The following is a 15080-nucleotide window of genomic DNA, read 5'->3' as shown; positions in this document are numbered from 1 at the left end:
CGCGCTCTATCGTTCGCCCAGCCGCGACATCAGTTCGACGAAATTGCAGGGGGTGTGGCGGCTGTCGAGCTGGAAGCGCAGGATCTCGTCCCAGCCGTCCTTCACCGCGCCGGTCGAGCCGGGCAGGGCGAAGATATAGGTGTTGTGGCTGACCACCGCGCAGGCGCGCGACTGGATGGTCGAGGTGCCGATCTTGGCGTAGCTGATCCAGCGGAACAGCTCGCCGAAGCCCGGGATGTCCTTGCCGTCGAGCCGGTGCAGCGCTTCGGGGGTGACATCGCGTCCGGTGACGCCGGTGCCGCCGGTGGTGATCACCGCGTCGACATCCTCTCGCAGCGCCCAACTGTGCAGGCGGCTGACGATTTCCTCGACGCTGTCACGGCAGATCGCGCGGTCGGCGAGGATATGGCCATCGCCGGTCAGCCGCTCGACGAGCGTGTCGCCCGAGCGGTCGTCGGCAGGCCCGCGCGTGTCGGACACGGTCAGCACCGCGATGCGGACGGGGGTGAAGGGGCGGCTTTCGTCGATCGGCATCCGCCCGGCTCCGTCAGCGCCGGGCCGCGAAGACGGGGCTGCTCAGCGACGCGACCTGCGCGGCCTGCGGTGCCGCCGGTACGCGCGGCCAGCGGCCCTGCGCGAGCTCGCGGCGGCTGTCACCGGCGACGCCCATCTCATTCTCGTAGATCCACAGGTTGCGCAGCACGGTGCCGACATAGGCCCGGGTTTCCCAATAGGGGATCGATTCGATCCACAGCAGCGGATCGCCGCCGTCCTGGATCTCGACATTCCAGCGTTCGACCGGGGTGGGGCCGGCGTTGTAGGCGGCGATCACCTTGGGCAGCGCGCCGCCGGTGGCCGTGCTGTCGCGCAGATGCTCGATATAGGCCTGGCCAAGCTCGAGGTTGGTGGCGGGATCGGTCAAGCGGTTGCCCATCGCGCCCAGCCCCATCATGCGGGCGGTGCCCGGCATCAGTTGCATCAGGCCGATGGCACCGGCCGGGCTGACCACATTCTGGCGGAACTGCGATTCCTGCAGGGTATGGGCATAGACCAGCGCCGGGCTGATCCGCCAGCCACCGGCGGGCATCCAGCGCGGCGCAGGGAAGCGCGCGGGCGCATCCGGGCGCGCACCCCGCGGGGCGTTGTGGGCGAGGAACAACTGGGTCTCGGGCAGGCCGAGCGAACCCGCAAGCATCGCCAGCGCGGCATGATCGCTGGCCGGACCGATCCGCGCCTGATGCCGCAGCGCTTCGCCGGCGAGATCGAGATTGCCGATGGCGGCAAGCTCTATGGCGGCGCGGACATTGGCGTTGCGGGTCAGGCGGCGCTCCTCGGCCTCGCGATTGTCGGCGCGGCGCTGGGTGCGGATGCCGAGTGCTTCGGCGGCGAGCAGACCGTAGAAAGTCTCGTCGAGCGCGGCGGCGCGGCGCAGGGCGGGGGCGGCTTCATGCGCCTCTCCGCAGCGGGTGGCGGCGCGCGCGTACCAGAAATGGCCCGAGGCCTCGATCTCCGGCTCGGTGGCGCGGCCGGCGACGTTGCGGAAGGCGGCCATCGCGGCCCGGCAGTCATTGTCGCGCCAGGCGGCGAGCCCGGCAGCCCAATCGGCGTGCGCCACCCAGTCGCCGCTGCCTTGCTGGGCGAGCGCGGCGACGCGGCGGGCGTTGGGCACGTCATTTTCGATGTAGTAGGACCAGGCGACGCGCTGGCGCCATTCGGTCAGCGCCTCGGGCGAGAGATTGGTCTCGACGCCGGTCAGGATCGCTTCGGCCCCGGCAGGATCGTCGGCACGGATCCGTTCCTGGATGCTGGTGCGGATCAGCCCGGCGGCAGGATCGCTGACGGCACGCGGGTTGCCGCGGCGGGGCGAGCTGCCGGCCCAGGCGAGGCGCTGCGCTGCGGGCAGTTGCGGCAGGCTGGTGACGCCGCGGCGCTGGGCAAGGCGGGCGAGCTGTTCGGCCTGCGGCAGGGTCGGCGCTTCATTGATCAGCGCGAGCAATTGCGGGCCGGTGACGGTGGGGCTGCCGGCCGCGACATAGAGTTCGGCGCGCGCGAAGGCGGCGAGCTCACGGTCCGGCATTGCGTCGATCGCGGCACTGGCGGCGTCCCAGCGGCCGGCGGCGATCAGGGCCATGGCTGAAGCGAAATTGGGCGCGCTGGCGGCGGCGGCCGGCAACTCTGCCGTGCTGCGTTCTGCGGTGGCGCTGTAGGACGGGGTCTGCTGCGCCGTCGCCTGCTGGGCCGACAGGGCGGTTCCGGCCAACAGCACTGCAGGGATCAGTCTCGTCAGGATCGTCACGGGCGCAGGCTTTCCCTGATATGTTTCAATGTTTCCCATGCCGGTCGCTTGAGCAGCGGACGCTCCAGCAGCAAGCGCGGATGGTGGATCGCGAAGGCTGCCGAGGTGACGCCATTATGGTTAAGATCCTGTTTATCGGGCGTCGCCGGAATCGCACTTTGTGCGACGAGCTGTGCGCTTTGCTGGCCGAGCAGAAGCAACGCGCGCGGCGCAGCCAGCGCGACATGGTGGCGGGCGAGCGCGGAAAGGCGCGGAGCGGCAGCGCCATCGATTCGCCCGCCGACGGGGCGGGTGAGGGCGACGCTGCCGATCCGGCACTGCGCGCGGCCGAGCCCGATCGCGGCGAGCATCGCGTCGACGAGCTGGCCCTGCTTGCCCGAGAAGAGCTGGCCCGCCTCGATATCGGCAGGCTCCGGCACGTCGGCGAGCAGCATCAGCGGGGCGGCAGCCGGGCCGGCAGGCAGGATGCGGCGTGCCGACCAGTCGGCGCCGGGCAGGTCCGCCGCGTTGGCCAGCCATGCGTCGAAGGCAGCAAGATCCGCCGGCAGCGGGGTTTCCGCCGAATGCGGGGCAACCGGCGCCGCCACGCTGCGTTGGATGGCGACGGTGGCCAGCGGCATGCCGCGCTCGACCGGCGGCGCGAGCCACGCGCACGGCGCATCGTCCACCGCGTCAGCCAGGCCGGCGGCCGACCACCAGTCGAGATAGGAAGTGATGGCCTGTGCGCCCGCCGCAATCATGGGCAGGATGCAAACAGCCGGTTGACGGATACGTCAATTGGCGGGCATCGCCTTTTCCGACCAGATGAGGCAGTGTCGCGCCGACAGGAAGGTGCGCCGAGCAGCAAAGAGGACCCCGCGATGAGCGAACGTGAATCCATGCCCTATGACGTCGTGATCGTCGGCGCCGGCCCTGCCGGGCTGGCTGCGGCGATCCGGCTGAAACAGCGCGCGACGGAAGCGGGCAAGGAGATTTCGGTCTGCGTGCTCGAAAAAGGGTCCGAAGTGGGGGCGCACATCCTCTCCGGCGCGGTGATCGACCCCAAGGCGATCGACGAGCTGCTGCCCGAATGGCGTACCATGGGCTGCCCGCTCGCCGAAACACCGGTGACCGACAACCAGCACTGGTTCCTGACGCGCGGCGGCAAGTTCGATGTGCCGCATCTGCTGACGCCGCCGTTCCTCAACAACAAGGGCACCTATACCTGCAGCCTCGGCAGCCTGTGCCGCTGGCTGGCGGAACAGGCCGAAGGCATGGGGGTCGAGATTTTCCCCGGCTTTGCCGCCGCGGAAATCCTGTTCGACGAGAAGGGCGCGGTGAAGGGCGTCGCCACCGGCGATCTCGGCATCCTGCGCGATGGCTCGCACGGGCCGGACTATCAGCCGGGGCTGGAACTGCACGCGCGCTACACGCTGTTTGCCGAAGGCGCCCGCGGCCACCTGACCAAGCTGCTCAAGCCGCAATTTGCGCTCGACGCGGACTGCGAGCCCCAGGTTTATGGCATCGGTATCAAGGAATTGTGGGACATTCCTGCGGAGCAGCATCACCAGGGGCGGGTGATCCACACACAAGGCTGGCCGATCGAGGACGAGGATGGCTTCGGCGGTGGCTTCCTCTATCATCAGGCCAATGGCCAGGTCGCGCTCGGCTTCGTCACCTGGCTCGGATACTCCAACCCGCATCTCTCGCCGTTCCAGGAATTCCAGCGCTGGAAGACCCACCCGGCGATCGCCCCCATCCTCGCCGGCGGCAAGCGCGTGTCCTACGGCGCGCGGGCGATCTGCGACGGCGGCTGGCAATCGGTGCCCAAGCTGGTCTTCCCGGGCGGCGCGCTGATCGGCTGCGCGGCCGGTTTCCTCAACGTGCCGCGCATCAAGGGCAGCCATACCGCGATGAAGAGCGGGATGATGGCCGCCGACGCCGCGGCCGACGCGGTGTTCGCGGACCGCGCGCAGGATGAGCTGACCGCCTATCCGCAAGCCTATGAGGCGAGCTGGGTGTACAAGGAATTGCGCATGGTCCGCAATTTCGAGCCGATCATCGCCAAGTTCGGCGGCCTCATCGGCACGCTGATCTGCGGCATCATGCTGTGGATGGAATATCTCGGCCTGCGCTGGCCGTTCACGCTGGGCCACAAGCCCGACGCGCAGAAACTGTACCGTGCCGATGTCGCCCGCAAGATCGTCTACCCCAAGCCCGACGGCGTGCTGAGCTTCGACCGATTGTCCTCGGTGTTCCTGTCCAACACCAATCATGAGGAGGACCAGCCGGTCCACCTGCAGGTCAAGGACCCCGAGCTGCAACTGACCAGCGAGCTGGGCGAGTTCGGCGGGCCGTCGCAGCTTTATTGCCCGGCGGGGGTCTATGAATGGGTCGGCGAGGAAAGCGGCGCGCCGAAATATGTGATCAACGCGCAGAATTGCGTGCACTGCAAGACCTGCGACATCAAGGACCCCAACCAGAACATCAACTGGGTCGCCCCGCAGGGTGGCGGCGGGCCGAACTATCCGAACATGTAGGCCCTCCCCCAGCGGGGGAGTGGGACCAGCGAAGCTGGCGGAGGGGCAGGCGGTTGTTCGCTGACGTCACAATATGGTGTGACTGCCCCTCCACCATCCTGCGGATGGTCCCCCTCCCCGTGCCGGGGAGGACCTTTGGAGCCGACCTTGCCCCTTATCGAAACCTCGTGCACCAAGACGAGCCTCGCGCTTTTCGCAGTCGCCATGCTTGGCGGCTGCTCGCAGAAGGCGGCATCCTTGGCGATCACTTCCGACGATCAAGCCTGCATGCGGACGATGGCAGTGCTTGCCGCCAATGGGACATATCAGCCGGAACGAATGGCCGGTTGCGAGGGCGGGAAAGCCGATGAAAGCTCCCGATTTTACGTCCTGCGCGTCAATGGGTTTTGCCGGGATCCGCAAGGCTGCGGGAGTGTGCTGATGGGTTGGTACGCCGTCGATTCCTCTACCGGCGCCGTGTACGAATGGGACGTCACCGAACGGAAGCCCGTCCAACGGATCGACCGGAAACAGTGATGCGCGAAACCGCCTATGCCAAGATCAACCTCGCGCTCCACGTCCGGCAGCGGCGGGCGGATGGTTATCATGTGCTGGAGACGCTGTTCGCCTTTGTCGATGACGGGGACCGGCTGACCGTCGAGCTATCCGACGCCGATCGTCTGACCATCGACGGCGATTTTGCGGAGGGTCTTTCGGCCGGCCCCGACAATCTGGTGCTGCGCGCTGTGGCGCTGGCGCGCGAGGTTGGCGCGCCTGTTCCCCCGCTTGCCATTGCGCTCGAGAAGAATTTGCCAGTGGCGGCGGGACTGGGTGGCGGGTCGGCGGATGCCGGCGCGATCCTGCGCCTCATCCATCGGGAATGGCCGGGCGCGGTGACGATCGATGCACTGACGGCGGCATCGGCCGCGCTGGGCGCCGACGTGCCCGCCTGCGTGGTCAGCCAGACGATGCTCGGCACCGGGGTCGGCGACATTCTCCAGCCGTTACCCGACAGCGATGTCGCCGGGATGCCGGTGTTGCTGGTCAATCCGGATGTGCCGCTGCCGACCGGGCCGGTGTTCAAGGGCTGGGACGGCGTCGATCGCGGGGCCCTGGAGCCGGGCAGCGTGCTGGCGCAGACGCGCGCCGGGCGCAACGACCTGCAACCACCCGCCATCGCGCTATGCCCGGACATCGACGAAGTGCTGACCACGCTGCGTGCGCAGTTGCCGCTTGTCGCGCGCATGTCCGGCTCCGGTGCGACCTGCTTCGCGCTCTTTTCCAGCGATGCGGCGATGGAGGCGGCCGCCGACCGCATCTGGAACGATCAGCCCGACTGGTGGCTGATGGCGGGGCACATCCGGTGAGCGAGGCGTGGCGGCAGATCGGATCCCCGCGCGCAGGCGGCGTGCTGCTGATCGGCGATCATGCCTCCAACCATGTGCCCGACGATATCGATCTGGGCATCGATCCGGCACTGCTCGCCGAGCACATCGCCTGGGACATCGGTGTCGCCGCGGTGGCGGAACGGCTGGTGGATGCCGGCGCCGTCGATGCAGCGATCCTCGGCGGCGTCTCGCGGCTGGTGGTCGACTGCAACCGCGACGAGCATGCGCCCGGGCTGATCCCGATCGCCAGCGACGGCCATGCCATCCCCGGCAATGCACTGGATCATGCCGGGCACCGCGCCCGGCTCGAGCGTTTCTATTTCCCCTATCATGCGCATCTCTCCGCGACGCTGGCGATGGCACGCCCGGCGATGATCCTGTCGCTGCACAGCTTCACGCCGACGCTTCTCAGCCAGCCCGAACCGCGCCCTTGGCAGATCGGCATCCTCTACAATGAGGACGACCGGCTGGCGCGCATCGCCATCCCTGCCTTTGCCGCGCGCGGGCTGATCGTGGGGGATCAACTGCCCTATTCGGGCAAGCTGCTCAATCACACGATGAATATGCATGCGGAAGCCAATGCCATCCCCTATCTGGGCATCGAGATGCGACAGGATGAGGTCGGCGATGCTGCCGGGCAGGCGGCGATGGCGGCGCATGTCGCAGCCGTGCTCGATGCCTGCCGGGGCTGGCTGGCGCAAGAGGGGCGTCAGTAGCATGGAGCACCGGGGGGCGATGATACGGATTGCGATCGGGATCGGCGGGCTGGCCGTGCTGCTGACGGGGTGCAATCGCGAGCCGGACAATGCCGTGATCGCGGCCGTCGAGGCGAAGCAGCTGACCGATGCCGCCGAAGCCGGCCGGGTGCCGTGCGCGCTGGCGGGTGAGGCGGAATTCCGGCTCAACTGCACGATGGAACGCATCGCCGGTGGCGATGGCGAGACGCTGGTGCTGGGGCGCGCCGACGCCGGATATCGCCGCTTCCGCATCGTCAGCGACGGGCGCGGGGTGGTCGCCGCCGACGGTGCCGAGCCGGCGCGTGTCTCGATCGTTGCCGAAGGCGTGATCGAGGTGGCCGTAGGAAACGACCGCTATCGCCTGCCCGCTGCGATGCGCAATTGAGCGGCTTTGCGCCGGCCGACTTTCATTTAATGGGTCCTGACCCTAGGAGCCGGCGATGACCAGCGGATGGCCGATTTTGACAGCGCAAGCGATGCGTGACGCCGAGCAGGCGGCGGCAGAGAGCGGTACAGCCTTGGCAACACTGATGCAGCGCGCCGGTGAAGCGCTGGGGCGGCTGGCGCTGCGCATCGGTGGCGGGCGGGCGGTGCATGTGCTGGCCGGGCCAGGCAATAATGGCGGGGATGGCTATGTCGCGGCACGCTGGCTGCAGGCGCAGGGCGTGCCGGTCAGCCTGACCGCTCTGGCCGCGCCTGCGACCGCGCTGTGCAGAGACGCTGCGGCGCAGTGGCACGGACCGACCCATGCCGTCGATGCACCAGCCACCGGCGCTGCGGTGCTGATCGACTGCCTGTTCGGCACCGGGCTCAACCGGCCGCTGCCGCAAGCCGTCGTCGATCTGCTCGGCCGCCATGCGGCATCGGCCGGGCGGATCATTGCGGCCGATCTGCCCAGCGGGGTCGATGCCGACAGCGGCGCCCGGCTGGGCTGCCCGGTTGGAGCGCACGTGACGCTGGCGTTCGGCGCGCTCAAGCCTGCGCACCGGCTGCTGCCGGCGGCGGGCTTGTGCGGAGAAGTGCTGCTCACCGACATCGGCATCGCTGCAGACGGCCCGGTGCGGATGGCGGCGATGCCGCCGCTCGCCATGCCCGCCGCCGACAGCCACAAATACAGCCGCGGTCTGGTCGCGGTCGTTGCCGGGGCGATGGGCGGCGCGGCCGAGTTGGCGGCGCGCGCGGCGCAGCGCAGCGGCGCCGGTTACGTCCGGCTGATCGGATCGGCGCTGCCGCCATCGCCGCCCTTTGCCCTGGTGCGGGAAGGGTGGCGCGATGGCGCCGCGCTCGCCGACCGGCGCATCGGCGCGCTGGTGATCGGCTGCGGGCTGGGGCGCGACGAGAAAGCGCAAGCGCGGCTCGACGCGGCGCTGGCGAGCGGCCTGCCGCTGGTGATCGACGCCGACGCGCTGGCGCTGCTGGGCGATTCGCGGCTGACGGTGCCTGCCATCCTGACCCCGCATGGCGGCGAGTTCGCCCGGCTGGGCGGCGAACCCAAGGGCAGCAAGATCGAAGCGACGCTGGCGTTGGCCGAGCGGCTTGGCGCGGTGGTGATCCACAAGGGTGCGGATACGGTGATCGCCGCGCCCGATGGCCGGGCTGCGCTGCCGCCGCCGGGCCCGGTCTGGCTGGCGAGCGCCGGCACCGGCGATGTGCTGGCGGGCATCTGCGGCGCGATGCTGGCGCGCGGCCTGGCGCCGTTCGAGGCGGCCGAGGCCGCGGTTCTGCTGCACAATCGCAGCGCGGCGCGGGCAGGGCCCGGCTTGATCGCCGACGATCTGGTTCAAGAAAGCATCTGGCCATGACCGAGACTGCCAACAGCATCGTCCGTATCGCCGCACGCGGTGACGGGGTGACCCGCGACGGGCGGCATGCGGCCTTCGCCGCGCCCGGAGACCGGCTGCGCGAGGATGGCAGCATCGAGCCCGGCCCGCATCACCAGACGCCGCCATGCCGCCATTTTCCGCGCTGCGGCGGCTGCCAGTTGCAGCATGTCGACGATGCCGCCTATCTCGCCTACCTCACCTCGCGCGTGGCTGGCGCGCTGGCCGGGCAGGGATTGCCGCTGCCCGATATCCGCGTGCCGCACCTGTCCCCGCCGCGCACCCGGCGCCGCGCGCTGCTGAAGGCGCAATCGCTGGGCCGCGACGTGCGGCTGGGCTTCAACGAAGGCGGCACGCACAAGCTGATCGATCTGAGGCAATGCGAGGTGCTGGCGCCCGAGCTGTTCGCGCTGGTGGCCCCGCTGCGCAAGCTGCTGTCGGTGCTGATGCCGCGGCGCGGCTCTGCCAGCGTGCAGCTCACCCTGTGTGACCAGGGGGTCGATGTGCTGCTGGGCGGCGTGCAGGCGGAGGGGCTGGAGGCGCACGATGCGCTGCTCGATTTCACCGCCGCGCACGACATCGCCCGGCTCGCCATCGACAGCGGGGACGGGCCGGAGGATCGCTGGGCGCCCGATCCCGCCACCATCACCCTGTCTGGCACGCCGGTGGGCCTGCCGCACGCAGCCTTTCTGCAGGCGACACGCGATGGCGAGGCGGCGCTGGTCGCGGCGGTGCGCGAAGCGGTGGGAAGCACCGCGCCGGTGGTGGACCTGTTTTCCGGGCTGGGCACCTTCTCGCTGGCGCTGGCGGGCAGCGAGCCGCTGCTCGCGGTCGAGGCGGCGCGTTCTGCGGTGATGGCGCAGCAGATTGCCGCCAACCGCCACCATCGCGCGGTCAAGGTCGAGCACCGCGACCTGTACCGCCGCCCCCTGACCGCCAAGGAACTGTCGGCGTTCGGCGCAGTGGTGCTCGACCCGCCGCGCGCCGGCGCGGAGGAACAGGCGCGCGAACTCGCGGCGTCTGCGGTGCCGGTGATCGCCTATGTCAGCTGCAATCCGGCCAGCTTCGCGCGCGATTGTGCGATCCTGGCGGGCGGGGGCTTCGGCATCGACTGGGTTCAGCCGGTCGGCCAGTTCCGCTGGTCGACGCACATGGAACTGGCTGCGCGGCTGGTGCGGGCGTAGCGGTGCCACCTTTGCCCTATATTCGTCATTGCGAGCGCAGCGAAGCAATCCAGGGCGATTGGCGCCGACTCTGGATTGCTTCGCTGCGCTCGCAATGACGAGGAGGTCGAGAAGGTCGGGAAGTTAGCGGCCTTACCGCGTCACCACCCCGTCCTTGGGCCGCCGGTCCACGCTCAGTTCGAACACGTCGGGCCGCGCATAATGGCCGTCGGTGTCGAGCGCGGCGAGGGCGGTGTCGCGCAGCGCGGTGTCGCAATCGGCGAGGATCAAGTCGCCCTGCGCGCCCGCCTCAGCCAATACGCTCGTATCGGGCGCAATGATCATGCTGCCGCCGAACTGCAACTGGCCGTCGGGCATCGCCGAGAACAGCTCATGCGCAGCCCCGTCCCCGCCGACCGCGGCGAGGCCGTCGAACAGGTCCGACTGGTGCATCACCGTGCCTGCGGCGAGCACGAAGCAGCGCCCTTCGAAGGCATAGTGGCGAGAGGCAATGGCGTAGGTTTCGCGCACCGTCGGCCAGGCGGCGATGTGGAACACCTCTCCTGCATGATGCATCACCGCGCGCGCCAGCGGCATCCAATGCTCCCAGCAGATCAGGCTGCCGACCGCGCCGAACGGCGCCTGGTGCACGTCCAGCGTCGATCCATCGCCGCGTCCCCAGATCAGCCGTTCGCCATGCGTGGGCACCAGTTTCAGATGATGCAGCGGCGCCGCGCCGGGGCGCAGCAGCAATTGATCGTTGTAGAGGCTGGCGCGCTTGCGGAAATGCGCGCCGATCGAGACGATGACACCCAGCCTGTCGACCGCCTGCTGCAGAGGGCCGAGGCGCGGGTCATTGTCGACCAGCGCCTGTCTGAGCAGGATGGCGTGCAGTGCCTTGGTGCCGGGATGGTCCCACAGCGCCGCGCCGGGCGCCTCGTCGAGCCAGATCGGATAGCCACCAAGGAAGGTTTCCCCGAAGGCGATGAGCCGGGCGTCCTGCGCCGCTGCCTTTTCGACATGATCGATTGCCGCGGCGATGCCACTGTCGATCGACAGGGGCACCGCGGCCGCCTGGACGATGGCGGTGCGAACGATGCTCATCGGCGGCTCAATGCGCCCACAGCGCCAGCGAGGCGTGCAGGACGAGCGCGATCAGCGCCAGCGACGAGAGGGCGAACAGGCCGAAGCGGATCATCACCTTGTTGACCGTCGACTGCCAGATCGAATGCACGATGCGGATGCCGACATACACCCAGGCGATGGTCGCGTTGAGATTATCGCCTTGGCCGATCATCGCCAGCACGATGCAGATGGCATAAAACACCGTCGGTGCTTCGTGCAGATGATTGTAATTATGGGCTTTCCACTGGACCGATGGCGGCAGCAGTCCTTCGAGCTTGGCGCCTGTCCAGCCCACGTCGGCATCGGGCGTGTCGGGCTTGGGCAGGGCGTTGATCGCCGGGATGCGGGTTGCGTACATCCAAATCCACATCACCATCGTCCATGCGGCGAGCGCGACGACGGGGCCGAGAATGGCGGGAATGCTGTCATGAGTCATGGATCTGGCCTCCTCAGCCGAGCGTCAGGACAACCGCCATCACCGCGAGCGCGACGAGGCAGAAGGTCGAGGTGATGAACAGGGTAAAGCGCACCGGGATGGTGTTGACCAGCGCCTGCCACAGGCTGTGGACAATGCGCAGCACGGCATAGGTCCAGGCAAGGCCGACGGTCACCGGCGTGACCCCGCCGCCGACCGCGAGGATCAGCACCACCGCATAGAAGATCGTCGGCTGTTCGAGCAGGTGGGTATAGTTGTGCGATGCCCAGCGCGCGCGGTCCGGCAGCATGGGGTCGATATCCTGACCGCGCCCGCCCGGCGCGGTCTTGCCGAGATCGACACCCACCGACTTGAACGAGCTGAGCCTGGCATAGGCCAGCCAGCCGACCATGATGGTGGTCCACAGCACCAGCACGGCGGCAGGTGCCAATATGGCGTTGGTTTCCATGTAAGCCTCCCCGAAGGCAGCCGCGTTGAGCGGTCTGCGGTGCGGGGAGGCTAGAGGGCTGGTTGCGAAACGCAACCGGCGATTGCTTAGAACAGCTTCGTGACGTTGGAAGCGCGCCGCTCCGGCGCGACTTCGCCGGTGTAGAGGCTTTCCATCGGCTCATCGATCACGCGCACCACGGTTTCAGCACCGAACCCGTTGAACTTGGTGCGCATCGCGCAGCCATAGGCGCCGAGCATGCCGATCTCGATATAATCGCCCGCGTCGATATCGTCGGGCAGCAGGAACGGACCTGTCATATGGTCGAGATCGTCGCAGGTCGGGCCGTAGAAGCTGAACGCGGTCATCCCGGCCTTGCTCGCCTCGCCACGCAGCAGCGTGACCGGGAAGCGCCAGCCGACATGCGCCGCATCGAACAGCGCACCATAGGCGCCATCGTTGATGTACAGCTCGTCGCCGCGGCGCTTTTCGACGCGCACGATCAGCGAGCTATACTCGGCCGACAAGGCCCGACCCGGCTCGCACCACAGTTCCGACGAATAGCTGACCGGCAGGCTTTCGAAGCCGCGGTGGATGACGTCGAAATAGGCGCCGAGCGGGGGCGGCTCCATGCCGGGATACCAGCTGGGGAACCCGCCGCCGACATCGACGATGTCGACCGTCACGGACGCCTCGACGATCGCAGCGCGCACACGCTCGAGCGCGACCGCATAGGCGTGCGGGCTCATCGCCTGGCTGCCGACGTGGAAGCAGATCCCCAGCGCGTCCGACGCCTGGCGGGTCGCGACGAGCAGTTCCTTCATTTCCGAAGGATCGGCACCGAACTTGGCCGCCAGGCTGAGCTTGCTGTGATCCGACGATACGCGGATGCGCACCAGCAGGTTGAGGTCTTCCGCGCCTTCGGTGGCGCGCACGATCTTTTCCAGCTCGTCCATCGTGTCGAGCGAGAAGGTGCGCACGCCATGCTTCCAATAGGCTTCGGAAATCGCTTCCTCGGCCTTGACCGGATGCATGAAGCACAGGGTGGCTTCGGGCAAGGTGCGGGCAACCAGGCGCACCTCGGCAATCGAGGCGACGTCATAATGCGTCACACCCGAATCCCACAGGACGCGCAGCAGATCGGGCGACGGATTCGCCTTGACCGCGTAGAGCGTTTTACCCGGAAAATGGTCTGCGAAATAGCGGGCAGCCCGTCGTGCCGCGTGCGGACGCACGAGCGTGACAGGTTCCACCGGCTTGAGGTCGCGTACTAGACCCAGCGCGCTATGATGCTCGTGCAACTCAAGGGACCCCCAAAAACGGTTAGTGAGACAAAGGCTGCCTTGCGGTTATTGGAAGTCCCCCTGGGGCAGCGGGGGGCGATATATGGGGGGGTGCCCCCCCTGTAAAGTATGTTTCTGCAGCATTCTGTCTTTTTAGTGTAACAATCGGGCGTGACGATGCCTCCACGGTAGAGCGGGTTGCCGGTCGCCGCGGCCGATCCGCCGCACATCCGCCAGAGGAGCTGGTCATGGCCACCGCGTTCGACGTCAATCACAGCTTTTCAGAAGCCGAGCTCGACGAACTCAAGCCCTATGGCACCATCGAATCGCATGCGGCCGGGGACCTCCTGGTCCCCGAGGGGACAATCGGTGCCGACCTCATCGTCACCCTGTCCGGCCACACCGACATCCACATCGCCACCGAAGACGGCGAGCGGCGGGTGGGCTGGATGGAAGCGGGGCAGTTTGCCGGCGATCTTTCGGTGCTGACCGGCCAGACGCACATCTCGCGCGTAACCATGGGGGCGGATGGCGAGATATTGCGCATCTGCCATGCCGATTTTCAGCGACTGCTCGCCGCTAATTCCCATTTTTCGGACATTTTCGTGCGCACGCTGGCGGCGCGCCGCGAATTCAGCAGCGCGCGGGACTTCGCCGCGATCATCGTGATCGGCGCGGCGATGGACCGCAGCGTCTACGCCCTGCGGGACCTGCTCGCCAAGCACGGCCTGCCGCACCGCTGGTTCGACCCCGCCGACGGCAGCATCGCGGCGCGACTGCTGGCGCAGCATGCGCTTGGCGAAGACGATGTGCCGGCGGTGCTGCTGGGCGCGACGCAAACCCTGGTCAGGCCGTCGACGCAGGAGCTGGCCGCGGCACTGGGGCTGGACCTGCTGCCCGACGGCGCGACGGCCGATGTCATCGCCGTCGGCGCAGGGCCGGCGGGGCTGGCGGCGTCGGTCTATGCGGCATCGGAAGGCCTCAGCGTGCTGACGCTCGACGCGCTCGCCCCCGGCGGGCAGGCGGGCACATCGTCCAAGATCGAAAATTATCTCGGCTTTCCCACCGGCATTTCCGGGCGCGATCTGGCGCAGCGGGCGGCGGTGCAGGCGCAGAAGTTCGGTGCGCGGCTGGTCGCGCCCGTAAAGGCGAGCGGGATCGAGCGTGACGGCGAGGCCTATTGCCTGGCGCTGGAGGATGGGCGCCGGGTGCGCTCCCGCGCCGTCGTCATCGCCACCGGGGCGCAATATCAGCGCCTGCCGATCGACGACATCGAAGCCTATGAGGGCCGCGGCGTCTTTTACGGCGCAACGCCGATGGAAGCACAATTGTGTGCCGACGCCGAAGTCGCGGTGGTCGGTGCCGGCAACAGCGCCGGGCAGGGGGCCATGTACCTCGCCTCGATCGCCCGCCGCGTCCATGTCGTCTATCGCCGTCCGGACATTCGCGAGACGATGTCCGAATATCTGGTCAAGAGGCTGGAAGAGCACCCCAATGTCGTGCTGCACCCGTCCACCGATGTGGTGGCGTTGCACGGCGCGGGCAGCGGCGACGGACGGCTGCGGCAGGTGACCTTCCGGGACCGTGCGGCGGCCGAGGACCGCTTGTGCGACGTCGGCTTCCTGTTCCTGTTCATCGGTGCCGCGCCCTTCACGCGCTGGCTGCCGCGCGAGATGGTGTGCGACGATAAGGGGTTCGTCAAAACCGGCAGCGACATCACGCCGCTCGAGCTGGTCCGCGCCGGCTGGTCGATCGAGCGCATGCCGACCCGGTACGAAACCAGCTGGCCACGCATCTATGCGGTGGGCGACGCGCGGCTGGGATCGGTCAAACGCGTGGCATCGGGCGTCGGCGAAGGCTCGGTCGTGGTCAGCGACATCCACCGCGCGCTGGCGCACGATAAATAG

General features: G+C 68.3%; 15 protein-coding genes. 8 read left to right on the top strand and 7 right to left on the bottom strand.

The window, feature by feature from the left end; translation table 11 throughout:
• Positions 1-6 precede the first annotated feature (6 nt).
• The 3 genes from moaB to AC0QC4_RS10295 are packed head-to-tail and all read right to left on the bottom strand — an operon-like array spanning position 7 to position 3036.
• Positions 7-534 (bottom strand): molybdenum cofactor biosynthesis protein B, encoded by a 528-nt coding sequence (gene moaB / locus AC0QC4_RS10305; RefSeq protein WP_483659808.1) that lies wholly within the window; start codon positions 532-534, stop codon positions 7-9.
• A 13-nt stretch (positions 535-547) separates the two neighbouring features.
• A complete protein-coding gene (locus AC0QC4_RS10300; RefSeq protein WP_483659807.1) occupies positions 548-2296 on the bottom strand; it encodes a lytic transglycosylase domain-containing protein in 1749 nt (582 codons plus the stop codon).
• Positions 2293-3036, bottom strand: coding sequence for a uracil-DNA glycosylase family protein (locus AC0QC4_RS10295; protein WP_483659806.1), 744 nt, complete (start codon positions 3034-3036; stop codon positions 2293-2295). Before AC0QC4_RS10295 ends, AC0QC4_RS10300 begins: the two co-directional genes overlap by 4 nt.
• A 120-nt stretch (positions 3037-3156) precedes the next feature.
• On the opposite strand from AC0QC4_RS10295, the gene AC0QC4_RS10290 reads away from it, so the two are divergent.
• The 7 genes from AC0QC4_RS10290 to AC0QC4_RS10260 all read left to right on the top strand — a co-directional run bounded on the left by AC0QC4_RS10290 (position 3157) and on the right by AC0QC4_RS10260 (position 9923).
• On the top strand, positions 3157-4815 hold the full coding sequence (locus tag AC0QC4_RS10290) for an electron transfer flavoprotein-ubiquinone oxidoreductase (RefSeq protein WP_483659805.1): 1659 nt from the start codon (positions 3157-3159) through the stop codon (positions 4813-4815).
• Between the two features lie 147 nt (positions 4816-4962).
• Entirely contained in the window at positions 4963-5331 is a 369-nt protein-coding gene (locus AC0QC4_RS10285; RefSeq protein WP_483659804.1) for a hypothetical protein, read from the top strand.
• Positions 5331-6161 (top strand): 4-(cytidine 5'-diphospho)-2-C-methyl-D-erythritol kinase, encoded by an 831-nt coding sequence (locus AC0QC4_RS10280; protein ID WP_483659803.1) that lies wholly within the window; start codon positions 5331-5333, stop codon positions 6159-6161. The genes AC0QC4_RS10285 and AC0QC4_RS10280 overlap by 1 nt, the downstream gene beginning before the upstream one ends.
• Complete coding sequence (locus AC0QC4_RS10275; RefSeq protein ID WP_483659802.1) at positions 6158-6898, top strand: N-formylglutamate amidohydrolase; 741 nt, start codon at positions 6158-6160, stop codon at positions 6896-6898. Before AC0QC4_RS10280 ends, AC0QC4_RS10275 begins: the two co-directional genes overlap by 4 nt.
• Positions 6899-6917: 19 nt before the next feature.
• A complete protein-coding gene (locus AC0QC4_RS10270) occupies positions 6918-7304 on the top strand; it encodes a hypothetical protein (protein WP_483659801.1) in 387 nt (128 codons plus the stop codon).
• A gap of 55 nt (positions 7305-7359) precedes the next feature.
• Positions 7360-8721, top strand: coding sequence for an NAD(P)H-hydrate dehydratase (locus AC0QC4_RS10265; protein WP_483659800.1), 1362 nt, complete (start codon positions 7360-7362; stop codon positions 8719-8721).
• Positions 8718-9923: a class I SAM-dependent RNA methyltransferase gene (locus tag AC0QC4_RS10260; RefSeq protein ID WP_483659799.1), complete on the top strand. Its 1206-nt coding sequence runs from the start codon at positions 8718-8720 to the stop codon at positions 9921-9923. Before AC0QC4_RS10265 ends, AC0QC4_RS10260 begins: the two co-directional genes overlap by 4 nt.
• 132 nt (positions 9924-10055) lie before the next feature.
• Here AC0QC4_RS10260 and AC0QC4_RS10255 read toward each other — a convergent pair whose 3' ends face one another.
• The 4 genes from AC0QC4_RS10255 to AC0QC4_RS10240 all read right to left on the bottom strand — a co-directional run bounded on the left by AC0QC4_RS10255 (position 10056) and on the right by AC0QC4_RS10240 (position 13191).
• Complete coding sequence (locus tag AC0QC4_RS10255) at positions 10056-11006, bottom strand: carbon-nitrogen hydrolase family protein (protein ID WP_483659798.1); 951 nt, start codon at positions 11004-11006, stop codon at positions 10056-10058.
• Positions 11007-11013: 7 nt separating this feature from the next.
• Entirely contained in the window at positions 11014-11463 is a 450-nt protein-coding gene (locus AC0QC4_RS10250) for an MAPEG family protein (RefSeq protein ID WP_483659797.1), read from the bottom strand.
• Positions 11464-11476: 13 nt separating this feature from the next.
• Positions 11477-11911, bottom strand: a complete 435-nt coding sequence (locus AC0QC4_RS10245) for an MAPEG family protein (protein WP_483659796.1) — start codon at positions 11909-11911, stop codon at positions 11477-11479.
• A gap of 86 nt (positions 11912-11997) precedes the next feature.
• Positions 11998-13191, bottom strand: coding sequence for a type III PLP-dependent enzyme (locus tag AC0QC4_RS10240; protein WP_483659795.1), 1194 nt, complete (start codon positions 13189-13191; stop codon positions 11998-12000).
• A 230-nt stretch (positions 13192-13421) separates the two neighbouring features.
• Between AC0QC4_RS10240 and AC0QC4_RS10235 the strand changes: the two genes are divergently transcribed.
• Positions 13422-15080: an FAD-dependent oxidoreductase gene (locus tag AC0QC4_RS10235; RefSeq protein WP_483659794.1), complete on the top strand. Its 1659-nt coding sequence runs from the start codon at positions 13422-13424 to the stop codon at positions 15078-15080.

This window comes from Sphingomonas sp. jy18 (assembly GCF_056931895.1).
This window is presented reverse-complemented; position numbering and strand designations above follow the sequence as displayed.

Excerpts from the sequence above, each read along its gene's own strand:
- moaB (WP_483659808.1), bottom strand. The coding sequence starts at position 534 with ATGCCGATCGACGAAAGCCGCCCCTTCACCCCCGTCCGCATCGCGGTG.
- AC0QC4_RS10295 (WP_483659806.1), bottom strand. The coding sequence starts at position 3,036 with ATGATTGCGGCGGGCGCACAGGCCATCACTTCCTATCTCGACTGGTGG.
- AC0QC4_RS10290 (WP_483659805.1), top strand. The coding sequence starts at position 3,157 with ATGAGCGAACGTGAATCCATGCCCTATGACGTCGTGATCGTCGGCGCC.
- AC0QC4_RS10280 (WP_483659803.1), top strand. The coding sequence starts at position 5,331 with ATGCGCGAAACCGCCTATGCCAAGATCAACCTCGCGCTCCACGTCCGG.
- AC0QC4_RS10270 (WP_483659801.1), top strand. The coding sequence starts at position 6,918 with ATGATACGGATTGCGATCGGGATCGGCGGGCTGGCCGTGCTGCTGACG.
- AC0QC4_RS10265 (WP_483659800.1), top strand. The coding sequence starts at position 7,360 with ATGACCAGCGGATGGCCGATTTTGACAGCGCAAGCGATGCGTGACGCC.
- AC0QC4_RS10260 (WP_483659799.1), top strand. The coding sequence starts at position 8,718 with ATGACCGAGACTGCCAACAGCATCGTCCGTATCGCCGCACGCGGTGAC.
- AC0QC4_RS10255 (WP_483659798.1), bottom strand. The coding sequence starts at position 11,006 with ATGAGCATCGTTCGCACCGCCATCGTCCAGGCGGCCGCGGTGCCCCTG.
- AC0QC4_RS10250 (WP_483659797.1), bottom strand. The coding sequence starts at position 11,463 with ATGACTCATGACAGCATTCCCGCCATTCTCGGCCCCGTCGTCGCGCTC.
- AC0QC4_RS10245 (WP_483659796.1), bottom strand. The coding sequence starts at position 11,911 with ATGGAAACCAACGCCATATTGGCACCTGCCGCCGTGCTGGTGCTGTGG.
- AC0QC4_RS10235 (WP_483659794.1), top strand. The coding sequence starts at position 13,422 with ATGGCCACCGCGTTCGACGTCAATCACAGCTTTTCAGAAGCCGAGCTC.